The sequence below is a fragment of the [Clostridium] aminophilum genome (assembly GCF_900101295.1).
GTDB lineage: Bacteria > Bacillota > Clostridia > Lachnospirales > Lachnospiraceae > Clostridium_R > Clostridium_R aminophilum_A.
In genome coordinates this window covers 1-13,097 of the sequence record NZ_FOIL01000034.1, presented here as the reverse complement: position 1 = coordinate 13,097, position 13,097 = coordinate 1, and the positions used below count along the sequence as shown (strand labels likewise).

Genomic DNA, 13,097 nt, shown 5'->3' with positions numbered 1-13,097 from the left:
GATACAGAAAGGATTTATCCAAATGAAAAAACAAATTATTCTCCTCACCCTCGCCGCTTCCATCGCGGCTTCCTCTGCTGCAGGCTGCGGCACATCCGCACCCGCTGTGGCATCCACTGCCCCGGCTTCTGACGGTCAGACAGCAGAGAACAGTGAAAATGCCGGCGTCGGCAGCATTTCCCCTGCCTCCGCAGAGGCAGCCGTAAACGGCGAAGGCGCCGTCACCGTAACCGACCAGACCGGCCGGGAAGTCACGTTGGACAAACCTGCGGAGAAGATCGTTTCCTGCTATTATCTGGTGACTGCTTCCCTCATCCCGCTGGGCGAAAAAGAATCTCTGGTCGGCATCGAGACCAAGGCGGACACCCGCGGCCTCTACCAGCTGGCTGCGCCGGAGCTTCTGGATCTTCCGGGTGTCGGTTCCGGAAAAGAGATCAATGTCGAAAAAATTGCCGCTCTCTCCCCGGATGTTGTCATCCTTCCGAAAAAGCAGAAGGACGCCGCGGAAAAGCTCACATCCCTCGGCATCCCGACCGTTGTGGTAAACCCGGAAACCTATGATGATTTCAACGGTATGATCCGTCTTCTCGGCGACATCACCGGCAGACGGGAAAAAGCGGATGAACTCGTATCCTACTACGACCGTTCCGTCGAAGAGATCCGGAGTCTGGTATCCGGCGCCAAAGAGCGCCCGTCGGTTTATCTGTGCGGCAGCGATTCCGTTCTCCGCGCGGCGGCAGGCGGCATGTATCAGGACGAAATGATCCGGATCGCCGGCGGCACACCGGTCACAGAGGACCTGCCGGACACCAAGTGGGTGGACATCACCGCGGAGCAGCTCCTCGCCTATGATCCGGAGTACATCTTCAATGTCAGCTATTCCGAGTTCACCACAGACGATATCCGGAACAACACGGCCCTGGCGGAAGTCAGAGCGGTAAAAGAAAACCGTCTCTTCACCGTTCCGTCACGACTTGAGGCCTGGGATTATCCGCAGCCGTCTTCGATCCTCGGCATCTACTGGATGACTTCCGTTCTTCATCCGGAGCTTCTTTCCGAGGATGATTATGTAAAGAAGGCACAGGAATTCTATAAAACCTGGTTTGACATCGATATCACCAAAGACCAGCTGTAATCTCTGACACACATTTCCGGTAAGCTTTGCAATCCGCATCCGCCGCGGAGAATCCGGGCCGGCATTCTGCCGTTTGTCCGGTTTTTCTCCGGGGCGGATGCGGATCATTATCGCTTTCCGCGACTTCAGAAAGGAAGAACGCACCATGTACGATTTCCCCCGCCGCCGAAACCGGAGCCTGAACCTCCTTCTGCTCCTCCTTCTTCTGTCGGCGGTATTTTTCTGCTCCTGTATGACCGGTCAGTACGAGCTCACTGCGGAAAAGATTCTTTTTGTGCTCCGCGGAATGCCGCTGGCCCCCATGGACAGCGTGATCTTCCGGGAAGTCCGGGTTCCGCGCAATCTCACCGCCTGCATCTGCGGGGCGGCGCTTGCCTCCGCCGGTTTCCTCTATCAGGAACTCTTCCGGAATCCGCTGGCATCACCGGACCTTCTCGGAGTGAGCGGCGGTGCCTCGCTGGGCGCCGTCTGCGCCATCCTGTTCGGAACCGGCGGCATCGCGGAAAAACAGTTCTTCTCCTTCACCGGCGGTCTGACCGTGGTGTTTCTGTCGGTTCTTCTGTCTTCCGCAATCGGCGGAAACCGGTATTTCAATCTGGTCATCTCCGGTGTAATCCTGAGTGCACTTGCGAACTCCGCCATCATGGCGCTCAAATATCTGGCGGATCCGACCTCGGAACTCGCAGCCATTGATTACTGGCTGATGGGGAGCTATTCTCTCGCCGGATGGAACGATCTCCGGATCTGTGCACCGGTCATCCTGATCTGCCTGACGATTCTTTTTCTTCTGCGGTACCGCATCAAAGTTCTGACGCTGGGCCCGGAAGAAGCACAGACCCTCGGCATCCCGGTCCGGTCCACCAAACGGATCTGCATTCTGTGCTCGACCCTTCTTGTGACCGCATCGATCTGCGTCAGCGGCATTGTATCCTGGATCGGCCTGATCGTCCCGCATCTTGCGCGGACTGTCTTCGGCTCCGACTTTGAACACAATCTTGCGGAAACCGCGCTTCTCGGTGCGATCCTGACACTCGCCGCCGACACCTGCGCGCGGAATCTGACCTCCTCGGAACTTCCCATCAGCATCCTGACTACCGCCTTCGGCGCAGTCTGTCTCACTGTTTTTCTGATCTCCGTCCGCCGGACCGCAAATAATTAAACAAAAGGAGTATGCTATGCTGCAGATTCGCGATCTGTCTTTTCGATACCCGTCCGGGACGGTTCTGAATTCCGTCTCTTTCGACGCGGCTCCCGGAGAGATCACCGCTCTCATCGGCCTGAACGGCTCCGGAAAAACCACGCTCATCAAATCGGTTCTGGGGCTCCTCACACCGTCCTCCGGCACCGTCACCGCCGACGGGCGGCTGCTTTTCTCCGAAAACCGTACCCGATTCCGCCCGTCCTTTTCCGTGTCCGGCCGCGAACGTGCCAGGCTTCTCTCCTACGTTCCCCAGCGAACCGACGGAGGATTTTCCTTTTCGGCAGAGGAATTCGCCGCAATGGGTGCTTCCGCTTACCTCGGCGCTTTCTCCAGACCGGACGAAGCCGTCCTGGAACACGCCCGCGCCCTTCTGACAGAGCTGGGCGTTCCGCACCTCATCGGACGAAATCTTTCCCGCATGAGCGGCGGTGAGAACCGCATGGCTTATCTCGCCCGCGCGATTCTCCAGAATGCCCGCTATTCCCTCATGGATGAGCCGGTTGCCTCTCTGGACCTCCGGCGTCAGCACGAATTCATGCAGCGGCTTTCCGGATATGTCCGAAAAAGCAATACCGGCGTCGTCTTTTCGATCCATGATCCGCAGCTCGCCTACGAGTACGCCGGCCATTTTCTCTTCATGAAGGCCGGGCACCTCATCGGCGATCTCCGGAAAGAAAAGGAAAATGAAGGCTTCCGGAATGCCTTCACCGGATATCTGCGCGAAATCTACGGCGAGGGCCTCCGGACGGATTTCTTCGGAAACCGGCTGGTTCTCGGATACACTGACATCATCCATTAGGCGGTTTCATCCCCGATCCGGGGGCAGACTCCCCGGGCGGAACGTCTTTGCGCTGCAGGACTTCCGGATATTTTTTCGCATGACAGAAACCGCCCGGAAACGGCGTCGTCAGAGGATTCTCTGGCACGGACATTCCGGGCGGTTTCTGTCTTTTATCTTTTATTCTTTGTCTTTTTTTATATCTCTCGTCTGCAGTTATTCTTCCTTCTCGTCTTTCGGAAGAACAACATTCAACAAAATCGCGATGATCGCGGTCGGAACGATACCGGACTCACCGAAGACCAGATTCAGATACGGATGAAGTCCTTCCAGAATGGCGCTGTTGGTTCCGATACCGTATCCCAGACCGACAGATACCGCAACAATCGTCGTGATGCGGCTGTCCACGCCATGGTTGGTGATCAGGCTGATACCGCCGACGATGATGGACGCAAACATCATGATCGCCGCTCCGCCGAGAACCGACTGCGGCATGATGTTGACCACCGCGCCCAGTTTCGGGCAGAATCCGCAGAGAATCAGGAACACGGCGCCGACCGACAGCGCGAAGCGGTTTACAACCTTGGTCATGGATACAAGGCCGACATTCTGGCTGAAGGAAGTGTTCGGAAGAACACCGAACAGTGCTGCCAGGGAAGAACCGACACCGTCACAGATGACGCCTCCGGCCAGCTCCTTGTCGCTCGCCTCCCGTCCGATACCGCCGATCTGAACGGCAGAGATATCGCCGATGGTCTCCACAGCGGTGACGACAAACATGATCATCATCGGAATGATGGCCTTCATTTGAAATACCGGCTTCACCGGAAGAATCTTCGGAACCTCGATCCATCCGGCAGAGGCAACCTTGTTCCACTGGACAACCCAGGAGTACGTGTACTCTGCACCATTTGCGTCCACGCCGGTCGTCGGAAGAACCGCGGAGAGGATGGTTGCCAGCACATATCCGGCGATAATGCCGATCAGAACGCTGGCGGAGCTCACGAAGCCCTTGCCGAAGTGTTTTGTGATAATGATTACAATCAGGACAAAGGTGCCCAGGAACAGGTTGATGGCAGAACCGAAATCCGGATTGGCAGTTCCTCCGCCGTAGTAACCCATTCCGACACCGATCAGAGAAAGACCGATCGCCATAACCACCGATCCCGTAACAACCGGCGGGAAAAATCGGCGAAGCGGTTTCAGAAAGAGTCCAAGCACACCTTCCATCAGACCGCCGACAATGGACGCACCGAGGATCGCACCGTAGCCGAACACACCGCCGCCCATTGCTGCGGAAATAGACTTCATGATACCCAGGAAACCGGAACTGGTTCCCATGACAACCGGTACTTTACCGCCGATCGGTCCGATGGCATACATCTGGATCAACGTAACCACGCCTGCCATGATCATGGCATTCTGCAGAAGCGAAATGCGAAGTGCCTCGAAATCATTTCCAACCATACCACAGACACCCATTACAATGATCAGCGGCGTAAGGTTGCCGACGAACATCGCCATGACGTGCTGAAGACCGAGCGGGATCGCCTGTTTCAGCGGAATACGTCCCTCAAAGGTGTACGGATCTGTGAACCTCTTGTTCATGTCTTTCTCCTATTCTTTTTTCACCGGGCTCAGGCAGATCAGTTTCCCTGTCTGTTTGAGCCGCCTGCCAAAGTTTGAATTCATTCCTTCAAACTTCCCCCTCCGGATCAATGTGCATCCCTTCCGCTGTCTCCGCTCTGTGTCATAACCTGAGGGACAGCATCCTTCATCCGGCAATAACAATTTCGGTTAGAGAATAGCATCCCACCGGGCGGTTACGCAATACTCACATTTCGCCGAAAAATTATTCAATTTTTTAAAATTGTTGGTAAAACTCACAGAATGGAACGATCGGGTCAAAACACTCCCCGCGGTTTTCTCTCATGGATCCGGCATTCGACCGAATGGAACAAAGTCCGCGGGGCGTTTTTGTTTCATAGGGAATTTCGGAGAAATTACCTATGAAACCACGAAGGCACCGGCTTTTGCCCGTACTTGCGTAAATATAAAGGAGTCTGCCGATCCGGAAACGGGTTAGGGACCGACAGACTCCTGTCAAAGGGTAAAAAGGTTATTCAAAAAAGTCAAAGCCATCAGACAAAGGAAACCGCGAGATCCCGCAGGACGTCCACCATCTTCTTCATCTCATCCAGGGACGCGTACTCCAGTCTTCCGTGGTAATTGTAACCGCCGGTGGACAGATTCGGACACGGCAGTCCCATGAAGCTCAGCCGCGCACCGTCTGTGCCGCCGCGGATCGGTGGAGTCTCCGGCTCAATGCCGTTTTTCCGGAACGCTTCCATCGCGTAATCGATCAGCTCCATGTGCTGCGCGACAATCTCACGCATATTCCCCGACGTATCGGTGATCTTCAGTTCCACGGTTCCGTCACCGTACTTCCGGTTGAGGTAAGCTGCAATCCTCTCCATAAAATCTTTTCTCGCGATGAATTCCTCTTTGCCGTGATCGCGGATGTTAAAGGTCATGGTGCATTTTTCCACGCCGCCCTCAATCTTGCGGATATGGAAGAACCCTTCGCGAAGCTCCGTGTGCTCCGGGATCTCCGCAGCCGGGAGCATATCAGAATACTCCATGGCGACACGGATCGCATTGATCATCCGGTTCTTTGCGCTTCCGGTATGGACGCTCAGTCCGTGAACCGTCACCACCGCCGTCGCCGCATTGAAGTTCTCATACTCGATCTCGCCGAGTTTTCCGCCATCCACCGTGTAAGCCACATCCGCGCCAAAGCCTTCCACATCGAAATGATCCACGCCGTGGCCGATCTCCTCGTCCGGCGTAAACGCAACGCGGATTCTTCCGTGGCGAACTTCCGGATGTGCGAGGAAATACTCGCAGACACTCATAATCTCTGCAATTCCCGCCTTATCATCCGCCCCCAGAAGGGTGGTTCCGTCCGTCACGATCAGCTGATGCCCGATCTGGTTCGCCAGCTGCGGAGAGTTTTCCGGTGTCAGCTTTACGCTTCCGTCCGCCGTCAGGGCGATATCGCCGCCTTCATACTTCAGAATTCTCGGATGAATGTCTCTTCCGCTGGCTGCCGGTGACGTATCCATATGCGCGATCAGTCCGAGGGTCGGTGCTGTTTCGGTTCCTTCTCCCACAGCCGGCAGCGTGCCGGTCACAATGCCGAACTCCGAAACTGCCACATCCGCAAATCCCATATCCCGCATCTCATCTGCCAGCGCCTTTGCAAGGACCAGCTGTCCTGCCGTGGACGGACTTTTTGCGGAATCCTCATCCGAAGTAGTCTCAAAGGATACATATTTCAAAAAACGTTCTGTCAGTGTACACATTACCGCTGATCTCCTTAAGCAAATCCTCTATGCCCGAAAACACCTGCTCCGGCGCGCTGTTTCATCAGGCGGCAGAGCCGCCGGAGAAAATCTGCGCCGCCGGGCGGCGATTCATGTCGCGAACCAGGCTCTAACCCCCGCAAAGTGCTCCGTCAAACGAGTCGAAACACGCTTCGCGAGTTACGCCCGTTATCGCGGCAGTCGCCAAGGCCTCGTGCAGGCACAGGCTTTGGCTCGCTGTTCGCGTAAAAACATGCCGCTGCAGTAATACTACTTGCAGCGGCAAAGGACTTGAAAATACTCCGCGGAATCCCTGTCAGAAAAAGACTCCGCGGGAAGTTAACATGTTTTATCAGTCTGCCGCAACCCCGGACACGCCTTCCCGGGAACTATTGCTGTCTTCGGCGGAAGAATGCATGTAAACAATCTTTCCGACGAGCGCCATAACAATGAAGAATGCGGTGTATACCAGACCATAGACAATCATCTGCTGGCTGGTGCCGTAGCAGAGAATGTTGTACATGATCGGCAGTGCGATGAGATCGGTCATGGAAATCACGATGTTCGCTACCGAATAATCCTCGAGAACCGGAAGTTCATAATCCGGATCACAGATCTTGAGGAGTGCCATACCGGTCATCATAACGCCGGTGCCCATGCCCCATACGTAGATTCCTCGCTCAAACGGGCAGGAATCCGGAAGCAGGAAGCGGAACGCACGGATGGTCATGAAGTAAACCAGTACGAAGCCGACCAGGCTGACAATTACCATCGGGACAATGTAAGCCGCCACAGCCTTAACCGGCATGGAAGCGATCGCCGCTACGATGGCGAAATCGGAGAGCATACCGCTCAGGTGAGATTTTACCTTGCTGTCGATCAGCCACTCCAGATGGAACTTCTGAAGAAGGAAGTTGATGAAGTGCATCACGATCAGCGCATACGGCCATACCGGAATCTCCTTGAAGCCCGGAACGTTGTTGCTTACAGCCGCGCCGCGGATCAGATAAGCAGCAGCAGACGCAAGGAAGATCAGTCCGATATGTACGGACAGACACTCGATGTTGGAGTTGGAAGTGGTCTCACGTCCGACAGATACCTGCTTGGTAATATCCTTCTGGATACCGCTGGATGTGGAATCCGGAAGAGAGCTTGCCTGCTTCAGAAGAACGGTTCTGCCCTTTTCCTGTGCACGGTTGATATGGAAGATACCCATCAGGATACCGCCCAGAAGACCGATGGTTGCAAATGTTGTCGCAACACCCTGTACGAGCTCCCATCTCTCTACGCCGGCCTCAAGAAGAACGTTTCCGACTGCACCGGCAGTACCGTGCCCGCCGTTGAAGCCCTGGCTCATCTCAAAACCGAAGTTCTCGTAAAGTCCCATATCCGGGAAGATCTTTCCGAGAAGAACCGCTGCCGCGACGCCGACTGCAATCTGAGATCCCATCTGAGATGCATGAACGCCGGTAACCATTGCAATTCTGGATGCGTGATGAAGGCCCTCGGCTGCCGCCTTCTTCTCTTTCTTTTTCTTAAAGTTTCCCAGCGGAATCGCTGCGAAAATCGGAACAATGAGAGTACTCGGCATGAGAGACCATGTCGTTCTCCACTCCTCCGGGAACGGAAGGATCGCGTGGCTTCCGAGAAGCTCCGGACCAAGGAAAAGGCCGATGAATCCTCCGAGAACCGATGCCGGAATCAGCATCTTGCGGAACGCCGGAACTTTCGCTCTCAGCAGGGTTCCGATCAGGAGCAGAAATCCGAGTGCTCCGAGACTCTTGAGAAGAGTCTGCATAAGTGCGCTTGTCATGTGTGTTTCCCCCTATTTTTTAGTCATCCGTACCATACCGGACGCGTCACCGTGACACTTTCTGATCCCGTAATACAGCCGGACACGAATCAAAACTCCTGTCCTTCTTATACCCCCGGCGGCTGACACGCAGCATCCGGAGTCCCCTAAGCCTGTTCAAACGTTGTGTCAAAAAGCATCGCGTATATCTTGGTTTAATTGTAACATTCGACATGTTCATCATAAATTTCCAATGTTGTGATACATCTTATCACTAAAATGGAATAACTATCCGTTTTGTGTTATACTATCCGTGATAAACCATCACTTCCATAACAGAAAGGAACGCCTATGTTCCGCGGAAAACAATATATCTATGAAATCTATAAGACCGGCAGCTTTTCCGCTGCCGCGAAAAACCTCTATATTTCGCAGCCGGCGCTCAGCAACAGTGTCCACCGCATCGAGGAGAGGATCGGTTCTCCTCTGTTCGACCGTTCCACGTCTCCGATCCAGCTGACGGACATCGGGGAGCGCTACATCGACACCTGCGAGAAGATCATGTCCGCCGAGGAGGAATTCAGTCATTTCCTCGCTGACGAGCAGAATATGAAGACCGGAGAGATCACCGTGGGCAGCAATGCCATGTACATCTCCTATCTGCTGCCGTCCCTCCTCTCCGCCTTCAAAGTCCGGCATCCGGCGGTGGAGCTGTACATTGTCGAGGGAACCATCTCCTCGCTGCAGGACCAGCTGACCTCCGGCGACATTGACCTAATCCTCGGCATGCGGGATATCGCCTCACCGCAGTTTGAATCCTCACCGTATCACGATGAGCATGTCATTCTGGCGGTTCCTGCCGACTGGACCATCAACCGGGAGCTCATGCGATGGCAGCAGAGTCCGGACAACATCATCAGCGGACGATATCTTCTGAAACAGTTCCCGTCGGTACCGCTGGAACGGTTCAGCGACAGCCCGTTCATCCTGCTCCCGCAGGACAATGACTTCCATGCCCTTGCGCTGGAACTCTGCCGCAATGTCGGCTTTGTCCCGCACATCGCCCTGACCCTCGATCAGCAGCTGACTGCCTACAACGTTGCCGGAGAGGGACTCTGCGCCACCTTCATCAGCGATACCCTTGTCCGCTATGCCCCCGCTGACGGCCGGATCATCTACTACAAACTGGACCCGGACCTCACCCGGCGGGAGGTATCCTTCTATTATAAGAAGAACCGCTACATTCCGCGCGCCATGCGGGAGTTTCTCGCCATGGCCCAAACACAGGCGTAATGCGGTTCTCCCGCTGCGCCCGGGGATCGAATATTTCCCAAAGCTTTTCAACGGCAAAATGCCCCTGCCGCCGGGTTCATTCCGGCAACAGGGGCATTTTTCGATCTTTGATTTCCGTCCTTGTTTATCCGTTTTTTTCTGTTTTTCCCTCCGGTATGTCCTCGACTCACACCGTCTCATCCGCATAACTCCGGATGATACCGATCAGAATCCGGGTCACCTGGTCCATCGCCTCGGCCGTAATGTGTTCCATCGGCCCGTGATAGGCGTAGCCGCCGATACCGAGATTCGGGCACGGAAGCCCGCGGAAACTCAGGCGCGCGCCGTCGGTTCCGCCTCTTGCCGGTGCGATGATCGGCGTAAGTCCCGCAGCCCGGGTCGCTTCCACGGCGTGATCCACCAGATGCCGGCACGGCTCGATGCAGCTCTTCATGTTCCGGTATTCCTCGGAGAGATCCCAGGACACTGTGTTCTCTCCGTATTTCCCGTTCATCTCCTCACAGATGTCCGTGAGAAAACTGATCCGCTCACGATAGCGCGTATCATCATGGTCACGCACCGCATACTCCAGATGCGCCTCCGCCACGGTGCCGGAGGAAGTCCGAAGATGATAAAAACCCTCTCTTCCCTCGGTCATTGCCGGAATCTCATGGGCCGGAAGCCGGCTGTTGATCTCGATTGCGACAAGCTGGGCGTTCAGAAGACAGCCCTTTCCTCTTCCGGTATGGGTTTCGCGGCCGCGAATATCGATCCGGATCGTCGCCGCATTAAAGTTCTCGTAGGTAATCTCCCCCGGATTCCATCCATCGACGGTGTAAGCATACCGCGCACCGAATTTTTTGATATCAAAATAATCCGTACCTCCGCCGATCTCCTCATCCGGAAGAAAGGCCACGCTGACCGGTCCGTGGGGAATCTTCTCCCGCTGAATGCGGTCGAGCGCCGTCATAATCTCGGCAATGCCCGCCTTGTCATCCGCGCCGAGGAGCGTGGTTCCGTCTGTTGTGATCAGCGTCTGTCCCGCCAGCGCCTTTAAATGCGGGTATTCGCTGCAGGAGAGCACAAGGCCGCTGTTCCCGAGTTTTACATCTTTTCCGTCGTATTTTTCAATGATCTGCGGTCGGACATCCTTGCCGCTGCATCCCGGAAATGTATCCATATGTGCCAGAAGACCGATGGGGGTATTCCCCTCGCGGCCCGGCGTGGCCGGAAGTTTCCCGTACACGATGCCGTAATTGTCGACATCGACTCCGGTCAGTCCGATTTCTTCCATCTCAAAGGAGAGAACGTTGGCAAGATCAAACTCCCGCATCGCCGAGGGGACCTCGTTCGTGTTCCGCTCGCTGCTGGTCCAGATCCCCACATATCGCAGAAAGCGCTCATTTACCATCATCCTGCCGTTCCTCCTTTCCGTCCGGATCCGGTTCCGGCCCGTTTTCTTCCCATCGAACAGGTTCTTCTCTCTCCCGATCGCCGTTTTCCTGCCGCGGCATAACTTCTCTCTCCGCCGGTTCCCCGGTATCTGTGTCCGGAAGTGTATCCAGCCAGAGTTCATACCACTCCACCGCCGCTTTGGTCACACGGCTTTCCGCCTCCCGGACTGCCGTCTCCGCGTTCATGAGAATCTTGTCCCATACTCCGCCTGTCTCCAGATAAATTTCCGGCGTGATCGGCGTATCCACCGCAGTCAGAGCATTGTCCACATAATTCAGGGCGTTATCCAACATATCCACCGCGTCGGTCCACTCCCTGCGGTTCAGCATAAAATGCCAGTCCTTCTGCGCTTCGGACGTGGACATTTCCCGGAGGCGCGGCCGCTCCCCCTTCGGAACCGCTTTCAGCTCCTCGATCATGCGCTGCTCTTCCGCTGTCCGGAGCGCGGCCGCACCGCTCTCCGCCTTCCGCTTCTTTTCCACATAATGGTCATAGCCGAACGGATAAAACAGAACCTGGTTTCCCGGCTCAAAAATGAGAAGGGCATCCGCCACCTTCGACAGAAAATACCGGTCATGACTCACAAACAGGATGGTTCCGCGGTAGCACCGAAGAATCGACTCCAGAGTCTCCTTCGCCGGGATATCCATGTTGTTGGTGGGTTCGTCGAGAACGAGAAAGTTCGGTTTTTCTTCGAGAAGCGAGGCAAGAATCAGCCTTGCCCGCTCACCGCCGGACAGATCCCGGATCTTCTTTCCCATATCCCCGCCGTCAAAAAGCCACCCGGCAAGCGTGTCCCGCAGGTCCTTCATCGTCTTCTGCGGAAAGCGGTCGTGATACCAGTCAATCACCATCCGGCCGGTATCCTGACCGTCCCAGGACGCCGACATCTGATCAAAATAGGCCGGATCCACATTGACACCGGTCCGCGCATTTCCGCCCAGCGCGGGAATTCTTCCCGTCACCGTTTTGAGAAATGTCGACTTTCCGCTTCCGTTCGGGCCGAGAATTCCGATCTTCATGCCGCGGCGGATCCGGAACGAGATCTCCGCCAGTGCCCGGTCATATCCGAACTGCAGATGTTCGCACTCAAAGACCCACTTGCTTCCCGTTCTCGCCGGAACAATGTCCTCCGTCCGGATGACAGCCGCATCCCTTACCGGCTTTACGGCCTCCGGCATCCGCTCCAGAATCTTTTTTCTTGACCGGGCAAATGCCGCCTTATTCGGCTTATGCCGGAATTTCGCGATCAGTTCATTCAGCCGCCGGATTTCATCCTGCTGCCGCTCATAGGCTTTGAGCTGTTTTTCATACAAAGCGGCCTTATGTGCGCGGTATTCAGTGTAATTGCCGGAATATCGCGTTGTCTTCCCGTTTTCCACTTCCCAGATCACATCCGCCGTCCGGTCAATGAAATAGCGGTCATGGCTCACCGCCACCACGGCTTTCGGATAACTCCGGACACACTCCTCCAGCCATTCCACCGAAGCCAGGTCCAGATGGTTGGTCGGCTCATCCAGAATCAGAATGTCCGGTTCCGCCAGAAGAAGGCGGATCAGACTGATCTTCGTCTGTTCTCCGCCCGAGAATTCTCCCATCTTCTTTTGTTTGTCTTCCTTCCGGAACCCGAATCCGGTGAACATCCGGTCATAGCGCTGTTCATAAAAATACCGCTCTTCCGAGTAGCGAAACTCCGGCGGCCTTCCTGCCATAACGGCCTCCATGACCGCATCCCGGACGGTCTTCTCCGGGTCGGTCACCGCCGTCTGCCCCAGCATGCCGACCGTAAACGACCGGGATTTCCGAATTCCCGCCCCCGGATTCCTGTCATCCCGGTCCGGAAGCAGTTCTCCCGCGATCAGCCGCAGAAGCGTGGTCTTTCCGGCTCCGTTTCGCCCGACGACCGCGATCTTTTCTGTCCCACGGATTCCGAAGGAACAATGTGACAGCACGGGAATCCCGCCGAGGGAGACCGTTCCGTCCTGAATCTCCAGAAGCATGTTCTCCCCCTTTCTGCCTTCTCCGCCTGCCGGATCTGCAGCTTCCTGTTACATACCGGCTTCTGTTCTTTCACCGGCGCCGCTTCCGCGCCGGCCCGC

9 protein-coding genes are annotated in these 13,097 nt (G+C 55.6%); 4 read left to right on the top strand and 5 right to left on the bottom strand.

Translation table 11 applies throughout. From position 1 onward, the window contains the following. Nucleotides 1–22: 22 nt before the first annotated feature. From BMW41_RS09645 to BMW41_RS09635, 3 genes are all read left to right on the top strand, one after another. Nucleotides 23–1,135, top strand: a complete 1,113-nt coding sequence (locus BMW41_RS09645; protein WP_074649895.1) for an ABC transporter substrate-binding protein — start codon at nt 23–25, stop codon at nt 1,133–1,135. A 145-nt stretch (nt 1,136–1,280) separates the two neighbouring features. Beyond that, entirely contained in the window at nt 1,281–2,294 is a 1,014-nt protein-coding gene (locus BMW41_RS09640; RefSeq protein WP_074649906.1) for a FecCD family ABC transporter permease, read from the top strand. A 16-nt stretch (nt 2,295–2,310) separates the two neighbouring features. Beyond that, the gene (locus BMW41_RS09635) at nt 2,311–3,135 is read left to right on the top strand and encodes an ABC transporter ATP-binding protein (RefSeq protein ID WP_074649894.1); all 825 of its coding nucleotides are present in this window, start codon (nt 2,311–2,313) and stop codon (nt 3,133–3,135) included. A 195-nt stretch (nt 3,136–3,330) separates the two neighbouring features. On the opposite strand, the gene BMW41_RS09630 is transcribed toward BMW41_RS09635, so the two are convergent. From BMW41_RS09630 to BMW41_RS09620, 3 genes are all read right to left on the bottom strand, one after another. Beyond that, nucleotides 3,331–4,722: a uracil-xanthine permease family protein gene (locus BMW41_RS09630; RefSeq protein ID WP_074649893.1), complete on the bottom strand. Its 1,392-nt coding sequence runs from the start codon at nt 4,720–4,722 to the stop codon at nt 3,331–3,333. A 533-nt stretch (nt 4,723–5,255) separates the two neighbouring features. After that, a complete protein-coding gene (gene pepT, locus BMW41_RS09625) occupies nt 5,256–6,479 on the bottom strand; it encodes a peptidase T (RefSeq protein ID WP_074649892.1) in 1,224 nt (407 codons plus the stop codon). A gap of 352 nt (nt 6,480–6,831) precedes the next feature. Next, nucleotides 6,832–8,292 (bottom strand): sodium/glutamate symporter, encoded by a 1,461-nt coding sequence (locus tag BMW41_RS09620; RefSeq protein WP_074649891.1) that lies wholly within the window; start codon nt 8,290–8,292, stop codon nt 6,832–6,834. Between the two features lie 330 nt (nt 8,293–8,622). Here BMW41_RS09620 and BMW41_RS09615 point away from each other — a divergent pair, with 330 nt between their 5' ends. Beyond that, the gene (locus BMW41_RS09615) at nt 8,623–9,564 is read left to right on the top strand and encodes a LysR family transcriptional regulator (protein ID WP_074649890.1); all 942 of its coding nucleotides are present in this window, start codon (nt 8,623–8,625) and stop codon (nt 9,562–9,564) included. Nucleotides 9,565–9,730: 166 nt separating this feature from the next. On the opposite strand, the gene pepT (BMW41_RS09610) is transcribed toward BMW41_RS09615, so the two are convergent. Then, the gene (pepT, locus tag BMW41_RS09610) at nt 9,731–10,957 is read right to left on the bottom strand and encodes a peptidase T (RefSeq protein ID WP_074649889.1); all 1,227 of its coding nucleotides are present in this window, start codon (nt 10,955–10,957) and stop codon (nt 9,731–9,733) included. After that, nucleotides 10,944–12,998: an ABC-F family ATP-binding cassette domain-containing protein gene (locus BMW41_RS09605; protein ID WP_074649888.1), complete on the bottom strand. Its 2,055-nt coding sequence runs from the start codon at nt 12,996–12,998 to the stop codon at nt 10,944–10,946. The genes pepT (BMW41_RS09610) and BMW41_RS09605 overlap by 14 nt, the downstream gene beginning before the upstream one ends. Nucleotides 12,999–13,097 lie beyond the last annotated feature (99 nt).

Excerpts from the sequence above, each read along its gene's own strand:
- BMW41_RS09645 (WP_074649895.1), top strand. The coding sequence starts at position 23 with ATGAAAAAACAAATTATTCTCCTCACCCTCGCCGCTTCCATCGCGGCT.
- pepT (WP_074649892.1), bottom strand. The coding sequence starts at position 6,479 with ATGTGTACACTGACAGAACGTTTTTTGAAATATGTATCCTTTGAGACT.
- BMW41_RS09620 (WP_074649891.1), bottom strand. The coding sequence starts at position 8,292 with ATGACAAGCGCACTTATGCAGACTCTTCTCAAGAGTCTCGGAGCACTC.
- BMW41_RS09640 (WP_074649906.1), top strand. The coding sequence starts at position 1,281 with ATGTACGATTTCCCCCGCCGCCGAAACCGGAGCCTGAACCTCCTTCTG.
- BMW41_RS09630 (WP_074649893.1), bottom strand. The coding sequence starts at position 4,722 with ATGAACAAGAGGTTCACAGATCCGTACACCTTTGAGGGACGTATTCCG.
- BMW41_RS09605 (WP_074649888.1), bottom strand. The coding sequence starts at position 12,998 with ATGCTTCTGGAGATTCAGGACGGAACGGTCTCCCTCGGCGGGATTCCC.
- BMW41_RS09635 (WP_074649894.1), top strand. The coding sequence starts at position 2,311 with ATGCTGCAGATTCGCGATCTGTCTTTTCGATACCCGTCCGGGACGGTT.
- pepT (WP_074649889.1), bottom strand. The coding sequence starts at position 10,957 with ATGATGGTAAATGAGCGCTTTCTGCGATATGTGGGGATCTGGACCAGC.
- BMW41_RS09615 (WP_074649890.1), top strand. The coding sequence starts at position 8,623 with ATGTTCCGCGGAAAACAATATATCTATGAAATCTATAAGACCGGCAGC.